The 15,910-nt window shown below is 35.3% G+C and carries 15 protein-coding genes; 8 read left to right on the plus strand and 7 right to left on the minus strand.

Annotated elements, in window-relative coordinates:
* The first annotated feature begins 154 nt into the window (after positions 1–154).
* Complete coding sequence (locus QOL71_RS00820) at positions 155–1,771, plus strand: reverse transcriptase/maturase family protein (RefSeq protein ID WP_283415118.1); 1,617 nt, start codon at positions 155–157, stop codon at positions 1,769–1,771.
* A gap of 112 nt (positions 1,772–1,883) precedes the next feature.
* On the opposite strand, the gene QOL71_RS00825 is transcribed toward QOL71_RS00820, so the two are convergent.
* From QOL71_RS00825 to QOL71_RS00845, 5 genes are all read right to left on the minus strand, one after another.
* The gene (locus QOL71_RS00825; protein ID WP_283415119.1) at positions 1,884–4,316 is read right to left on the minus strand and encodes a TonB-dependent receptor; all 2,433 of its coding nucleotides are present in this window, start codon (positions 4,314–4,316) and stop codon (positions 1,884–1,886) included.
* A gap of 78 nt (positions 4,317–4,394) precedes the next feature.
* A complete protein-coding gene (locus QOL71_RS00830; RefSeq protein WP_283415120.1) occupies positions 4,395–4,835 on the minus strand; it encodes a MarR family winged helix-turn-helix transcriptional regulator in 441 nt (146 codons plus the stop codon).
* A gap of 116 nt (positions 4,836–4,951) precedes the next feature.
* Complete coding sequence (locus tag QOL71_RS00835; protein ID WP_283415523.1) at positions 4,952–6,010, minus strand: nucleotidyltransferase domain-containing protein; 1,059 nt, start codon at positions 6,008–6,010, stop codon at positions 4,952–4,954.
* Positions 6,011–6,015: 5 nt separating this feature from the next.
* A complete protein-coding gene (locus tag QOL71_RS00840) occupies positions 6,016–6,765 on the minus strand; it encodes a nucleotidyltransferase domain-containing protein (protein ID WP_283415121.1) in 750 nt (249 codons plus the stop codon).
* Between the two features lie 98 nt (positions 6,766–6,863).
* The gene (locus tag QOL71_RS00845) at positions 6,864–8,255 is read right to left on the minus strand and encodes an RtcB family protein (protein ID WP_283415122.1); all 1,392 of its coding nucleotides are present in this window, start codon (positions 8,253–8,255) and stop codon (positions 6,864–6,866) included.
* 96 nt (positions 8,256–8,351) lie between these two features.
* Here QOL71_RS00845 and QOL71_RS00850 point away from each other — a divergent pair, with 96 nt between their 5' ends.
* The 4 genes from QOL71_RS00850 (at position 8,352) to QOL71_RS00865 (ending at position 10,236) form a co-directional block, all read left to right on the plus strand.
* Positions 8,352–8,687: a HopJ type III effector protein gene (locus QOL71_RS00850; RefSeq protein ID WP_283415123.1), complete on the plus strand. Its 336-nt coding sequence runs from the start codon at positions 8,352–8,354 to the stop codon at positions 8,685–8,687.
* An 85-nt stretch (positions 8,688–8,772) separates the two neighbouring features.
* Entirely contained in the window at positions 8,773–9,780 is a 1,008-nt protein-coding gene (locus QOL71_RS00855; RefSeq protein ID WP_283415124.1) for a helix-turn-helix transcriptional regulator, read from the plus strand.
* 40 nt (positions 9,781–9,820) lie between these two features.
* Positions 9,821–9,943 carry a hypothetical protein gene (locus QOL71_RS00860; RefSeq protein ID WP_283415125.1) on the plus strand — a complete coding sequence of 41 codons (123 nt, stop codon included), beginning with the start codon at positions 9,821–9,823 and terminating at the stop codon, positions 9,941–9,943.
* A 128-nt stretch (positions 9,944–10,071) separates the two neighbouring features.
* Positions 10,072–10,236 carry a phosphatidate cytidylyltransferase gene (locus QOL71_RS00865; protein ID WP_283415126.1) on the plus strand — a complete coding sequence of 55 codons (165 nt, stop codon included), beginning with the start codon at positions 10,072–10,074 and terminating at the stop codon, positions 10,234–10,236.
* A 46-nt stretch (positions 10,237–10,282) separates the two neighbouring features.
* On the opposite strand, the gene QOL71_RS00870 is transcribed toward QOL71_RS00865, so the two are convergent.
* Entirely contained in the window at positions 10,283–10,570 is a 288-nt protein-coding gene (locus QOL71_RS00870) for a rhodanese-like domain-containing protein (RefSeq protein WP_283415127.1), read from the minus strand.
* Positions 10,571–10,700: 130 nt separating this feature from the next.
* On the opposite strand from QOL71_RS00870, the gene queG reads away from it, so the two are divergent.
* The 3 genes from queG (at position 10,701) to alaS (ending at position 15,347) form a co-directional block, all read left to right on the plus strand.
* Entirely contained in the window at positions 10,701–11,624 is a 924-nt protein-coding gene (gene queG / locus QOL71_RS00875) for a tRNA epoxyqueuosine(34) reductase QueG (RefSeq protein WP_283415128.1), read from the plus strand.
* A 234-nt stretch (positions 11,625–11,858) separates the two neighbouring features.
* Entirely contained in the window at positions 11,859–12,536 is a 678-nt protein-coding gene (locus QOL71_RS00880) for a TIGR02117 family protein (protein ID WP_283415129.1), read from the plus strand.
* Between the two features lie 207 nt (positions 12,537–12,743).
* Positions 12,744–15,347, plus strand: a complete 2,604-nt coding sequence (gene alaS / locus QOL71_RS00885; protein WP_283415130.1) for an alanine--tRNA ligase — start codon at positions 12,744–12,746, stop codon at positions 15,345–15,347.
* Positions 15,348–15,402: 55 nt separating this feature from the next.
* On the opposite strand, the gene QOL71_RS00890 is transcribed toward alaS, so the two are convergent.
* On the minus strand, positions 15,403–15,885 hold the full coding sequence (locus QOL71_RS00890) for a SixA phosphatase family protein (RefSeq protein WP_283415131.1): 483 nt from the start codon (positions 15,883–15,885) through the stop codon (positions 15,403–15,405).
* Positions 15,886–15,910: the final 25 nt, after the last annotated feature.

Below are 15,910 nucleotides of genomic sequence, written 5' to 3' on the forward strand. Positions count from 1 at the left end.
GGACTCATATCAAATTGGGTTACTGATTTAGTTAAAGCTTCTAAACATTTACGAAACACACGATGACTCAGTTATTGGGTACTGGTCCGCTCCTTCGGGATGTATGTAAAATAGAATATCATTATCGCTAGAACTTGATGCACAAGTTTTTAATATGAATAACTCTCAGAACATTCCGGATTGGTTAAAATCAAAAGGTTATCTACACATTACACCAAGTTTAAAAATTGGTGAAAATTGGCGAGTATATAAAAGACAAATTGAGAATAAAGAATTTGTATCGAAATATGCATTTTATCCCTTAATGCATTCATTTATTAAAGAAAGAAAGTTTAAAAAGCACGATTCCACAAAACATATAGCAATTGGACGTTCGCACAAACATACTGTAGAAAAGACTGGACATACAGAAAAGTCATCTAAGCTAAGACCACTACACTATGCGAGTCATTATGATGCTTTAATCTACGGCTATTATGCAAGTTTATTAAATGCAAAATATGAAGAAAAGCTTTTGGCGACTGTGAAATTGTCTGACTGCGTTACTGCTTATAGGAAAATAAAAACCGAAGAAAATTCGGATAAGGGAAAAAGTACAATACATTTTGCAAAAGAGGTTTTTGATGAAATTAAATTAAGAACTGAAAAAAATGAAAAGACAGCGGTTTTAACTTTCGATATTAAAGGTTTCTTTTCTTCATTAGATCATAAAATTTTAAAAGAAAAATGGGCTTTCATTATTGATGAAGAAAAACTCCCGAATGACCATTACAATGTTTTTAAATCCTGTACCAATTTCAGTTATATTTTAAAAGACGACCTGCGAAAATTCAATAAAAAAACAGGAAGAAAATCTCAATTTGATGAAAGTAGATTGGCTGAGATTAGAAGGAAAAGAGGATTTAAATGTTTTTTTGATTCAAATGAAGATTTTCGAAAGCATATAAAAGCTGGTAGATTAAGAATTTACAAAAATCCTTTTAGAAATAAGCAGAAACAAATTGTTGGAATTCCTCAGGGATTGCCTATTAGTGCTGTATTAGCAAATATTTACTTATTTGACTTTGATAAAACAATTATTCAAAATCTTGTTAATGTTAAAAATGTTTATTACAGGCGATATTCGGACGACATTGTTATTATTTGTAAAACAGGTGAGATTGATGAAATTAAGAAATATATTGAAAGTTTAATTAAAGAAAGTAAAATTGAAATAAGCACTGCGAAGACAGAAGTTTTCATATTTGAACATCTTATATTTAATAAATTAAAACAAAAGAGATTAACGTCAGTAAAAATAAATGGAGACGGAAGTAGGTCGATTAATTCGCCATTAATCTATTTGGGCTTTGAATTTAGAGGTTATAATGTTCACATAAAATCTACTAATCTTGCTAAGTTTTATAGAAGATTAATAAGTATTGTAAAAAGAAGGGGACGTAGAACTCTTAAAGTGAATCAAAAAGATCCATTTCAAACTAAAGCTATTTATTTGAATCAAATAAAAAAACTTTATAACAGACCTTTGCGTGATCTTGACGCCGAAAACAATGAACTTAAACAAAAATTTAGAACTAGATCAACATTGCAGTTAAATGAAAAAGGTGAGTTTTATTTCGTTAAAAGTGAAATAAAATCCAAATTTAAAAATTCAAATTATATGGGTTATGTCAAGAGATGTTGTGATATTTTTAAGTCAAATCATTTTGAAAAACAGTTACGTAAACGTAGGCATATAGTTTATACAGCTATAAAGCGACATCTGAAATAAGCAATTTAATACATATGTATTGTTTAGATTCCTCCGGAATGACAAAGAGGATGTTTGCAAGAGATTGCTTCGTCACTTCGTTTCTCGCAATGACAGTGCTGAATTTCTCGTTTTACCCATTCCCAGCTCTCTGTTTCAAATCATCCGCACCACCAGTTTTTCTAGCCTGTCCGGATTTTCCTGAACCGAAGTTATAAGTGTAGGAAAGCGTCGCCACTCTGGTGTCTCTTCTCACAATGAAGTTTTCTACATAGCCGGAATAGATGTTTCGGGCTTCCGGATTGCTCTTGAAGAAGATGTCGTTGAAAGAAAACTTGAGGGTACTGTTGTTCTTGAATTTCTTCTGAGCACCGATGTTTACAGACCACATCGGTTTCAGGTGCATATAAGCATAGATTTGCTTTGCCTGGTAGTTTCCTGATAATTCTGCCGAATAACCATTCCCAATCTTGAAAGAGTTGATGCTGTTGATGTTGAAGGTGAAGTTCCCTTCGTTTTTTATGTAAGTATTGGAGATGTTCCCTGTGTAAGTTCCATAATAGAAATTGGCGTTGTTATTCATATCCCACCATTTGGTCATTTTTACAGGTGCAATCAGGTTGAGTCCGTAATAAGATGCGGAACTCAGATTCTCGTTGGTCTGTACCACCACTGTTTTATCGTCTTCGATAATGGGCATCAGAACATCGGTGATGTTTTTGTTGGTTTTGCTGTAGCTCAAGGTTGCAAAATATTTGTTGCTCAAACTGTAGGTGAACTCATAATTCATCATAGTTTGCGGATCGAGATTGGGATTTCCTGCCTGGTAGGTTGTCGGGTCCAGATAGAATTTGAACGGGTTGAGCTGACGGTAATTCGGTCTTGTGATTCTTCGGCTGAAGTTGAGTTCTACCGTGCTTTTGTCATCCACATCATAAGAAAAAACGGCACTTGGAAATAACTGTGTGTAATTCTTTTTGTTGATTTGGTTCGTTGTGACTTGATTTCCTGTAATGTTGGTGTTTTCTACCCTAAGACCAAAATTAACTTTGAACTTATCCCAGTTTTTGATCACGTTTCCATAAGCTGCGTTGATGTTTTCCTCGTAAATGAAATGGTTGGTTTTTGATCTGTCAATCACAGAATTGCCCGAGCTTGCATTGAAAAACTGAAGGTCGTTGTCCGCTTTCACGAAGCTTGTTTTGACTCCTGTTTCCAATTTCCAGTTGTTTCTGAATACTTTGGTAAGGTCAGATTTTAAGGAATAGATATTGAGATTGCCGTCCAGATCGCCTTTTAAAATATATGGATTCGGACTGTCGTCGGTAGATGGCGAAAGATTGCCGGCAACATCAAAGTTCCTTGTGTTGAAGTTCTGAAGCGATGTGTTGGAATAGTTGATGTAATCCAGATCGGTTGTGAGTTCCCAACCTAACGAGTCGATTTTATATTTGTGGTTGAAGTTCAGAGATACATTTTTCCAATGGTCGCGGTTGTTGCTTTTGGTGTTAAATGTTCCGTCGGGCTGGTAATTTTGGTTCAGAACCTGCGTGTCGTTATTACTTGTCGGGTCAAATCTATTGCTGACAAAACCTACTGAAAATCCTAAAACATTTTTATCATTGGCGTAATAATCCATACCGACTTTTGCGATGTGATTGCGGAAATTCATTTTCAAAAAATTATCCTGAACATAAGCATTCTTGAAAGTTCCATTCTCATAGAAGTTCCTGTCGAGAATCAACTTGTTGTAAAACTCCCTGTAAGCAAAGCTGTAATTGGCAAAAAGATTGACTTTTTTGTTTCTGTGGTTGATGCTGAAACTGTTGTTGTTTTTAATATATTTTCCGGTTCCGAGAGACGTAGAAAGACTGCCGTTGGTACCTTTTCGCTGATCTTTTTTGAGCTTGACGTTGATGATGGATGTTCCCGCCGCATCATATTTTGACGAAGGATTGGTAATGAATTCGATTTTTTCAACATTTGAAGACGGAATTCCTCTGAGGTAATTCGCAAGGTCGGTTCCGGTCATTGGTGTGTTTTTTCCATCGATCTGAACAAGCAGATTGGCTTTACCGCGCATACTGATATTGTCGTTGCTGTCGATGTTGACGCCGGGCGCTTTTTCCAACACTTCAAAGGCAGAATTTCCGGTTGAAGCGATGCTGTTTTCTACATTCAGGATCATTTTCCCGTCCTGTCTTTCGATGTAAGGTTTTGTTTTGGTAATGGTTACCGCTTCAATAGATTTCTCGTTGAGTGCAATCGAAGGAAGTATAACATTTTCATTAACGGAAACTTCCGATTGATAAACTTCGGTACCGTTCTTATTGATTTTCAGAAGGTAATTTCCTGATATCAAATCATTGAAAGAGAATTTTCCGTTTTGATCGGTGACTTCGGTTTTTACCAATTTGTTTTCCGAATTGAATAGATTGATTTCTACCTGATTCGTATTGCCGGAATCAATCGTTCCCGACAAAGAAAAATTCTGGCTGGACTGCGCAAACAATGTGGTGCAGAAAGACACTATCCAAATGAGTATGGCTAAAAATATTCTGGTCATTGTGTTATTTTTTTAATTAAGGTTGATTATTTGTTTCTCGTTGATTTAATTGATTTTTTGCAGATGAATATGCTCTGTTTATTTCTTTGTATTGATGCAGTTTTCTGCTATTTTGAGAAGGGCAGAGTTCATTATTTCTAACTCAGATTTAGAAACATTTTCTAAAGCCACACTTCTGTTATTTTCTACAAGGTTCTGGACTTTTTCGATGATTTCTTTACCAGATTTGGTTACTTTCAAATTGGTTTTTCTTCGGTCATTGGGATGAATTTCACGAATGATGAATCCCGATTTGACTAATAAATCAATAATCCTCGTAACCGAAGCATTGTCTTTGAACACCAGATTTCCGATTTCATTTTGAGTGATTTTAGGATTTTCGAGAATCGCTTTGATGATGAGCCATTGGTCGATTGTGATATTGAAGCCATTCGCTTTCAGTTGTCTTTGTGCGTAATTTCTGTAAGCTCGGATGGCTTTATCGATATTGTAAAATATGATTGAATTTAATTTTTCCATAGTTTGAAATTTTAAAATGATTTATCAATTATTGATATGTCAATTAATTGGTTGTGATTGTTTTTGATTTGTTACAAAGTGGGTGAAAAAAATAACACCATCAAAATCTGATGGTGTTATTTGTACAGCTGAATTCTGATTTCTAGTAATGTTCTCTTAGCTTTTTCTTTATCTGGTAAATCTGGTAAAGAAGATCTATTAGCGAGTGAATTCAGTTCTTCAATTAGCTTATCTGCTAACAAAAGCAAATCATCATAATTCCAATTTCCAGCTTTGATATCCAAAAGTTCATCACGGTTTTTAATACGGATTTCAATCTTATTATTTTTGAAAATATTAACAGCCGATTGCAAAAGACGAATAGTATGCATCATATTTTTACTGTCGTAATTTTTGCCGTGCTGTTGATTGGTATTGTATCGGTCATCATTTCTTTTCTCGACCCAATCCCAATATTCTTTATAGTTTTTGCAATAAATAGAGTAGGCATCCTGATTGAAAAACAGATAAGCTTTTTGCTTTTCTTCTTTTGGGACAGATGATAAACTGACTTCGTTAGAATATGCATTTTTATAGATTCCGCTGTATTTTTTATCTCCAATTTCATCATAAAACAAAGCGAAAACACCTTTTGAATTGGGCATCTTTACCAAACCGCAATTTTCTTGTAAAAAGCTTTTTTCCTTCAACCAATCTTTTGCAGGAATTGAATTTGAATCTTCCAAAATCACACAAAAATCCAAAATTCCTTTTCGTTCTTTTTCAACAGGATTCACAATCTTTTTATTAAGTCCTCTTGCTTTCTGAATCTGAGTTGACGCATATCCACCAAAAGTATCTTTACAAAGTTTTGATAGAAAATCTTCCTGACGAAATTTATCCATTATCGGATTTTTGTAAAGAATACAATCTTCCGGCGTTGCTAATATTTCCAGAATATTTGGATTATTCTTTAATAAAAGTTCAGTGAATCTTCCAATCTCGTAATAGACAATATCATTAGTTGCATTTGAAACTTGTGGAATATATTCTAAACCAAAGAACAAAGCTTTCGGTAAATAGAAAATACCTTTTATATCAGTATCCGAATTTTCCGTTGCCAATCCGAAAGACTTGCTTCCGGAAATGGCTTCGAAAAGGATAAGGTTGTTTTGTTTTAAAAAATCGATAGTTATCATTGTTACGATTTCAATAATTCTACAAATATTCTTTCAGCTTCTGATTTATCAAGATTTCCTGCTCTCAAAGTTTTTGCTTTTTCTGAAAGACTTTCTATTTCTGATTTAAGATATTCGAAAAGTTCCCAATCTTGAGCGTGGAAATACTTTTCTCCATTTTCAGATTTTACATTCAATAAAAATTGAACTTTATAGAACATATTTTCGGGTAACAAATCTAACATTTCGTGAAATATTATCGGCGGAAAAGCTCCTTTCTCAACAACCCATTTTGAGGCTAAAGTTGTCCTTAGACAATAGAAATAATCTTTAAGTTTCACTTTATCTTTGTTACACGATTCCAAATATTTTTTACTTATTGATAAATAATGGAAAACTACCGAAACAGGAGAAAAAGCTTCTTTTGCTAAAGGTATCATCTTTTCCAGGAATGTATCATTTTTTATATAAAATATGTGTGAAAACAGATGCTCCAAAAGCGGAACGTTCGATTTGTTCAATAAATGAAAAGTCTTCTTCAAGTCCCAACCGGAACCGTCCAAATCATCTTCGGTCATAAATTCTATTGTATCACGCTTTTCCCACGGCGAAAGATACCAATCTATAGGATGTTTGTATATGAAACGTATATCGTAATCGCTGTCGGGAGAAGCAAATCCCCAAGAACGGCTTCCTGATTCTATCGCAAAAAGTATCTGTATATTTTTCTCTTTCTCAAGAGTTTTTAATTTATCTATTATTTTTGTTTTCATTGTTTTTAAATTTCTAAGTGAGCGTGAAAAGATTGACTTCGTCGAATCTTCGATTTCGAACCTTTGATCGTCTGCTTAGAAGACAGATACTTATAAAATTACCTTTTCACAAAATACTTCTTCTTTTTATTTTTCCAGGGCGCATTCTTCCCAACGTCTCCTGCCATAATACAACCGTAAGGCATCACTTCGTCCAGAACTTCGCAAAGTCCATATTCTTCGATTTGGGCTCTTACGTTTTTGGCACTTTTGTAGGCACTTGGCAATTCGGAAATATCAATTTCGTTGGTGAAAAAACGGATATCCAGACCTTGGGTTTCCTCAGCAAAAACTTCATCAATAGTTTTGTGCGCCAGAGATTTTTTATGAAAGCTTCTGCTGAAGTTTCTTCCTGCGCCGTGAGGAGCAAAACCTAAATTTCTGTCGTTGGTTGTTCCTTGGACAATCAGTACAGGTTCCGCCATATTCAGAGGAATCAGTCTTGGACCTGTAATATCCGGCAAAAATTTTTCGTCCAGTGGCGTTGCTCCTTTCGCGTGGTAGAATAAATCTCCATCTCTGAATACAAAATTATGTTCGTTCCAATATCTGTGTTGTTTTTCAATATTTAATTTGTCTAAAGTCGCATTATGAATGGATTCGTGATTTTCTTTAGTCCATTTTCTGATTAATTGCAAAGCTTCCCAATATTGCTGTCCTTCCTCAGTTTCAAACGGAATCCAGGCGTTTTCCTTCAATGTTTCCGGCGAAAGTTCCATTCGGAAACGGTTGGCGACTTTCATCCCTTTGTCGTATAATTTTGCGCCTGGCGCCCTTGAACCGTGATGTGTCACTAGCATTGTGTTTCCTGTATTTTTAGAAATTCCGACAAACAGAAAGTGGTTTCCGTCACCCTGAGTTCCCATATGCGAACGTGCGATGCTGATGAGGTTTTCGTCATTCAGGAAAAGATTTTCTCTGAAAGCATCCATTAATTCCTGAGACATTAGCATTTGCTCACCTCTTGGTCGTCCTCCATAACCAAAATGTGTGATAGAATGTGCTGCATCCAAAACATCTTTCGGATTCACTTTTCCAAAATCTGTCAACATCACAGAACAGCAGATATCTGCACTATGAAATCCGGGATGAATCGAATTTTTAGCCACTACAACACCACCCACCGGAATATGACCTTCTGGTCCTGTTGGACAAGCGTCTGGCATAATTGCTCCAGTTATTAAGGTTGGTGTTTTCATTAAGACATTCATTGTATTGATGACTTTTTCTACGTTGTCATTTTCGCTTTCATCTTCTGCCCGAATGTTGATGACAAATTCAGCAGGAGTGTCCAATAATGAAATCGGTTCCGGAGATTTGAACTGCTCCAGATATTCTTTCATTTGAGTTTCATCAAGGTTATTTTCGTTGATATATTGCAAAGCTTCGGCAAACCATTTTTTTGGTGTGTATCCTAAAGCGATTAAGTCGTTTCCTGTAATTGTTTTCATTTTTGTTTATTTTGATGATGCAAAGTAATTATGCAAGTGCGCAATGTTTTTGCGCAGGAAAATTATTTTAAATATTTTTACTAAAATTTTATTAAATTGATTTTAGAACAACTGAAAAACACTCAGAAAACAATTGATTTCAAAGAAGTAATTGCTTTTATTGATGAGAATTATGATTTCACACCAACGAAATTCACGAACGGAAATACGGTTAACGAAGCCAATCAAAATAATGGTTCTTGCAAGGTTTTTAGTTTTGCAAAATTGAATCAACTTTCAAAGGAAGAAACTTTAGCGTTGTTCGGGGACTTTTATAAAACTGATGTTTTGAAAAACCCTGAAGGAACAGACCACCAAAATATCAGAAATTTTATCGAGTTTGGATGGGACGGGATTTCTTTTGAAGGAGAAGCTTTAAGGAAAAAAGATTAGGATTTACTGGAGTTTAGAAAATTGTCAAATTTTACGGCAATTCAAATTCATTCATAATTCATAATTAATCATTTATAATTATTCTATGTCTTCCAACAAAAATGCTTTAATCCGCTACAAAACACTCGACAAATGCCTGAAAAATAAATATAAAAAATATACTTTGGAAGATCTGATGGACGAATGTTCCGAAGCTTTGTTTGAATTTGAAGGCAAAGAATCTTTTGTTAGCAAACGTACCATTCAGTTGGATTTGCAGAATATGCGGAGTGAAAAATTCGGTTATGAAGCACCAATCGAGGTTTACGAAAAACGCTTTTATCGATATAGTGATCCTGATTACAGTATTCATAATATTTCGGTTAATGAAAGTGATTTGAAAGCCATGAATAATGCCGTTCAGATTCTGAAACAATTCAAGGATTTTTCCATGTTCAAAGAGATGAATGGTGTCATTCAGAAATTGGAAGATTCGATCCAGTCGACCAATCAGAAATCGATTATTCATCTTGATAAAAATGAACAACTGAAAGGCCTGGAGTATATCGATGTCTTGTACGAAAGTATCCTGAGTAAAAAGGTCCTGAAGATTCTTTACAAGAGTTTCAAAGCCAGAGAATCCAATCACTTTATTGTTCATCCGCAATTACTGAAAGAATATAATAACCGTTGGTTTCTAATCTGTTGGCACAAAAACAAGATTATGAATCTGGCTTTGGACAGAATGGAAGAAATTTCCTTTGAAGATAAAATCGAGTATGTTGATAAAGACTTCAATGCAGACAGATATTTTGGAGAAGTAATCGGCGCTACTGTTTCCGAAACCCAACGCCCTCAGAATGTGATTTTCTTCGTTACACGAAAACACGCACCTTATGTGAAGACCAAACCTTTCCATCATTCTCAGGAGATTGTCAAAGAAGAAGAATCTGGAACAACTTTCAGAATCTGTGTTCAGCTGAACTTCGAATTGGAAAGAATGATTCTGGGAATGGGTGAATTTATAAAAGTTTTAGGACCTCGGAAATTGAAGCAAAGAATTTATAAAAGTTTAAAAGAAGCTGTTCAGAACTATGCTTCTGATGAAAATTAATAATGGCTCACTTCTTGTAATAGTATTGAAAATTTAAAATATGAAAACAAGATTGTTAAGAATGGCTCTGACCTGGGCTGCGCCTTTTATAATTGGTTATATTGTGAATAAAATAGAAGAGAAAGCCAATAAAAAGAAAACAAAAGTACCAGTAAAAGTATAGAATAACCACTGAATCTCAGTGGTTATTTATTTTGGAAAGTACCGACCACTTAGAATACAAAATACCATTTTATCAAAAAAATACCATTTTGGCTTAAGTTTTGAATTTTTAATACAAATAAATAAATTATGAAAAGATATATCAATATTATTCCATTATTCCTAATATTAGGGTTATTGACAAGTTGTGAAGCAGTGGAAACTATTTTCAAAGCCGGAATGTGGTGGGGAATTATTCTTGTAGTTGGCGTTATCGGCTTAGTAATGTGGTTGTTATCAAGGGGTAAAAACTAAAAAAAGCGGGATTAATTCCCGCTTTACTTTTTTATAAGACCAAATCTTAAATATTATCCAAAGTCTGGCTAAGATCATTATAACCTCCGCCATTATAAACATTTTCAAAACCTTGTGATTTGTAGAAATCTGTAGCTTTTCCGGAACGGTTTCCTGATCTGCAGAAGAAAATCACATTTCCTTCCAACGCTCTGATCTCATCAATATGAGCTTCGATATCTCCTAAAGGAATATTCTGCGCTTCAGCGATATTTCCGTCTACTTCCAGTTCCAAAGGCTCGCGTACATCAATCAAGTGATAGTTTCCTGCTCTTAAAACATCTTCTATTGCCATAATTTTAAATTTTACAGTTAAATAGTAACAAAACTACAATATAAAATTCAAATTTCCATATAAAATTGATAGTGTCAAAAATCGATTCCCGTCGGAATTAATTAAATGTCTTAATTTCGCAAAATATTTTATGAATCTTAAAGAAAGATACACGCAACTTATTAAAACCAAGGCTTTGGCTTTTGGTTTTCAGTCGTGTGGGATTTCTAAGGCGGATTTTTTGGAAGAAGAAGCCTTACATCTGGAAAACTGGTTGAAAAATCAATTTCATGGTGAGATGAAATATATGGAAAACCATTTTGATAAGCGTCTGGATCCAAGATTGCTTGTGGAGGGTTCCAAATCTGTGATCTCTCTAAGCTATAATTATTTCCCCGAAGAAAAATTGCAGAATGAAAATTTCAAAATTTCAAAATATGCTTACGGTGAAGATTATCATGAGGTCATTAAAGAAAAACTGAGATCTCTGGTTGCTGAACTCCAGGATGAGATTGGGGAATTCTCTTTTCGTGTTTTTGTAGATTCGGCGCCGGTTTTGGAAAAAGCCTGGGCCCGGAAATCCGGAATCGGCTGGGTTGGAAAAAACTCAAACCTAATCACTAAGAAATATGGTTCTTTTTATTTTCTGGCGGAGATTATCTGTGACTTGGATTTGGTCGAAGATTCTCCTGTGACAGACCATTGCGGAAGCTGCACCAAATGTATCGATGCGTGTCCGACTCATGCCATCATTTCAGATAAAATTATCGATGGGAGCAAGTGTATTTCATACGCAACCATAGAATTGAAAGATCAGATTCCTGATTTTTTCAAAAACAAAATGGATGATTGGATGTTCGGATGCGACGTCTGCCAGGATGTTTGTCCCTGGAACCGTTTTTCCGCTCCAACTCTGGAAGAGAAATTTCATCCGAATTCCCAGCTCAAAAATTTTACAAAACAAGAGTGGAAAGACATTACCCAGGAGATTTTTTCCTCGGTTTTCAGAAAATCTGCAATCAAACGAACAAAATTTGCAGGCCTAAAACGGAATCTCGACTTCTTATCTGAGTAAAATCCCGTTTGTCAAGCTATCTTTTCTTTTGAGCTCTCTTCGGTGCAACTTTTACTCTGATTTTTAATCTTTTGTTGGATTGACGTTTTTTCGGCATATATCAGTGATTTTTCGTTATTAAATTTCAAAATAAATTTTAAAAAATCCAAGGAAAATTAAAAAAAATTAACATAACCGTTTTGCTTTAAAAATTTTATTATCTTTATTGTTCTATACGATTCGTAAAACGTCCGGATGAAAAAGAAATTACTAGTAATCATAAAAATCATCGGCTTCATTATTGGAGTCGTTTTTTTGTATATCATTTTGGGATTGTTGCTGCCATTGATTCCTGTAAAAGCCAAGAAGACAGATGATCCTAAAATAATAGAAGCTTATATCCTGACCAATGGTGTCCATACCGATCTGGTGCTTCCCATCAAAACAAAATATATAGACTGGAGCGAAAAACTGCCGTTTGAAAACACCAAAGGAAAAGAGACAGATTTCAATTATATCTCTTTTGGTTGGGGTGATAAAGGTTTCTATCTTGACACGCCAACCTGGGCTGATCTCAAATTTTCTACAGCTTTCAAAGCGGCATTTTGGCTCAGCGAATCTGCGATGCATTGTACTTATTACAAAAAAATGACTGTAGCCGATGACTGCAAGAAGATAATGCTGACGGAAAAACAATATCAGAATTTGATTAAATTCATAGATGATAAGTTTGACAAAGATTCTGCCGGCAAATACATCTTGATAAAAACCGATGCAGTTTATGGAAATAATGATGCTTTTTACGATGCAAAAGGCAGCTACAACTTTACCTACACCTGCAACACCTGGGCAAATGACGGCCTAAAAGCTGCCGGACAAAAAGCGGCGCTTTGGACACCAACGGATTTTGGGATTTTCAGACATTATAAATAATATTTGGGCGGACATTTCGGGCTATTCAAGGGTTTCATCTTGTTAAAAATTAAAAATTTCTGATAAGACTGCTCGTTTCACTCGTGCCCTTACTATCCGCAGATTTGTCATTAATTTCAATTTTAGACATAGAAAAACATTCTCAAAATCACATAATTTCATTAAATTTGCCAACCACAAAAAGCTTCAAATAAGCAAAATTAAATTATGACTTCACAAGAAATAAGACAGCAATTTTTAGATTTTTTCAAAAGCAAAGAACATTTGATCGTTCCTTCTGCGCCAATTGTCCTGAAAGATGACCCGACCCTGATGTTTTCCAATTCCGGAATGACGCAGTTCAAAGATTATTTTTTAGGTTACAAAGAACCGAAATCATCCAGAATTGCCGATACACAAAAATGTCTTAGAGTTTCCGGAAAGCATAATGATTTGGACGATGTTGGTCGTGATACTTACCATCATACGATGTTTGAAATGTTGGGGAATTGGTCTTTTGGCGATTATTTCAAAAAAGAAGCGATTACCTGGGCTTGGGAATTGTTGACGGAAGTTTACAAAATTCCGAAAGAAAACCTTTACGTAACCATTTTTGAAGGTGACGAAAAAGAGAATCTTGAAAGAGATACAGAAGCTTACGATTTGTGGAAACAATTCATTTCCGAAGACCGAATTATTAATGGAAACAAGAAAGATAATTTCTGGGAAATGGGAGCAAGCGGACCTTGCGGACCTTGTTCTGAAATCCATGTTGATTTGAGAAGTGCTGAAGAAAAAGCCAAAGTTTCCGGACTTGAATTAGTTAATAACGATCATCCGCAAGTTGTCGAGATCTGGAATCTGGTATTCATGCAATTTAACAGAAAAGCGGACGGATCTCTGGAAAATCTTCCTGCAAAACATATTGATACAGGAATGGGATTTGAGCGTCTTTGTATGGCCTTGCAACATAAAGAATCCAACTACGATACTGATGTTTTCACACCATTAATTGCTAAAGTTGAGGAGCTTTCCGGTAAAAAATATACAGGGATTTTAACGGATGAAAAAGATATCGCAATCCGTGTGGTTGTAGATCACATCAGAGCAGTCTCTTTTGCAATTGCGGACGGACAGCTACCTTCCAATGGTGGTGCAGGTTACGTTATCAGAAGAATATTGAGACGAGCTATTTCTTATTCCTACAGATTTTTGGATAGAAAAGAACCTTTCCTTTACCAATTGGTTGCTGTTCTTCAGGAACAAATGGGTAAATTCTTCCCGGAATTGGAAAAACAAGGAACTTTGGTTACTGAAGTAATTAAAAGTGAAGAAGAATCTTTTTTAAGAACCATTGAGACAGGATTAATTAGAGTTGATAAATTAATTCAGCAAACCATTTCCGAAGGTAAAAAAATATTGCCTACAGAAGAAGTTTTTGAATTGTATGATACTTACGGTTTTCCTGATGATCTAACAAGAATCATTGCTGAGGAAAAAGGCTTAACCATCGATGAAGCTGGATTTGAACAGGCTTTAAATCAACAAAAACAGCGTTCTAAAGCAGATTCGGCTCAGAAAGTTTACGATTGGGTAACTTTAGAAGAAAAACCAGAAAACTTTGTAGGTTATGATCAATTAGAATCGGAAACTTACATCACAAGATACAGAAAAGTAGAAAATAAAGACGGCGAATTTTACCAGGTTGTTTTAAGCGAATCACCTTTCTATCCGGAAGGTGGAGGACAAGTGGGTGATAAAGGAACGCTTGAAAATGCAGCAGAAAGCTTTGAAGTTCTTGAAACTAAAAAAGAAAATGGATTGATCATTTCTTTGATCAATGCGCTTCCAAAGGATGCTGGCGCAGTTTTCTATGCAAAAGTAAATGTTGCCGACAGGAAGAACTCCCAGGCTAATCACTCGGTGACGCATTTGTTGCACGAAGCTTTAAGAGAAGTTCTAGGAACGCATGTTGAACAGAAAGGTTCGTATGTTGGTCCGGATTATTTGAGATTTGATTTTTCTCATTTTTCTAAAATGACTGAAGAAGAGTTGGCTTTGGTAGAATCAAAAGTGAATGCAAAAATCAAAGAAAACATTCCGTTGCAGGAATTCAGAACTATTCCGATTCAGGAAGCTTTGGATAGGGGAGCAATGGCGTTGTTTGGCGAAAAATACGGTGACAATGTAAGAATGATTCAGTTCGGAAGTTCGAAAGAACTTTGTGGTGGAACGCACGTTAAATCTACAAGTGAAATTGGTCATTTCAAGATTGTTTCTGAAAGTTCCGCGGCTGCAGGAATCAGAAGAATCGAGGCAATTTCCGGAGAAAAATCGGAAGAATATTTCAAGAATTTGGAAACTCAGTTTACAGAAATTTCACAATTGTTAAAATCAAAAGATTTGTCAAAATCAATTGAAAAATTGTTGGAAGAAAACTCTGCTCTGAAATCTGAAATCGAATCTTTCAAAAAAGAAAAAGCAAAAGGCGAAATACAAAACTGGAAAAATGATTTCGAAGATAACAACGGAAAGAAATTATTAGTTAAGAAAACTTCTCTGGATGCAGGTTCTGTAAAAGACATCGTGTTCCAACTGAAAAAAGAAATTCCGAATTCTGTTACAATTATTATTTCAGATGCGGGTGAAAAACCAATGATAACAGTTGGTGTTTCTGCGGATCTGGAAGCGAATTACCACGCGGGAAATATCGTAAAAGAATTAGCCAAAGAAATCCAAGGCGGCGGCGGCGGAAATCCGGGATTTGCTACAGCCGGCGGAAAAAATATCGAAGGAATCGAGAATGCTTATCAGAAAGCTTTAGAAATTTAATTATTAAATCAAATAACAGAAAACGCCCAAATTTGGGCGTTTTTTTATTTAAAAACTATTGATTAAAATTCTTAGGCGAATAGAAATACAGAAACTTCTTCTTTGCCATTTCGAAATCACTCCATTTGTCACAATCAATTTCATAAGCAACAACACCCGAAGTTGGTAAATTTACGATCTCATCGGAAAGAGAATTGGCGAAATTGGAGATCCCGTTGTTGTGAGAAAACAAGGCTAAACTGTTGACACTGTCATCCGTATCAAATATAACTGAGAGAAAATTTTCCTCAGACGGTCTGTACAACTTTTCTTTGGTGCTGTAATCTTTTCCGTAAACCTGAGAAAATAACTCGCAAGTCTGTTTGGCTCTAACAGCGGGACTTGTGACAAAGCTGTCAATATCTATATTGTTGAATCTTAGAAATTCAGCCATTTTTGGAGCGTTTGTTCTTCCAAGCTCGGTCAACGGACGGTCAAAGTCATCCATATCTTCCGGCCAGTCACTCTTGGAATGTCTAACCAGTAAAAGTGTTTTCATTCAAAAAGGGTTTAATCAAATAAAA

Origin of the sequence: Epilithonimonas pallida (assembly GCF_900182975.1) — a bacterium.
In the GTDB taxonomy this organism is placed as follows: domain Bacteria; phylum Bacteroidota; class Bacteroidia; order Flavobacteriales; family Weeksellaceae; genus Epilithonimonas; species Epilithonimonas pallida.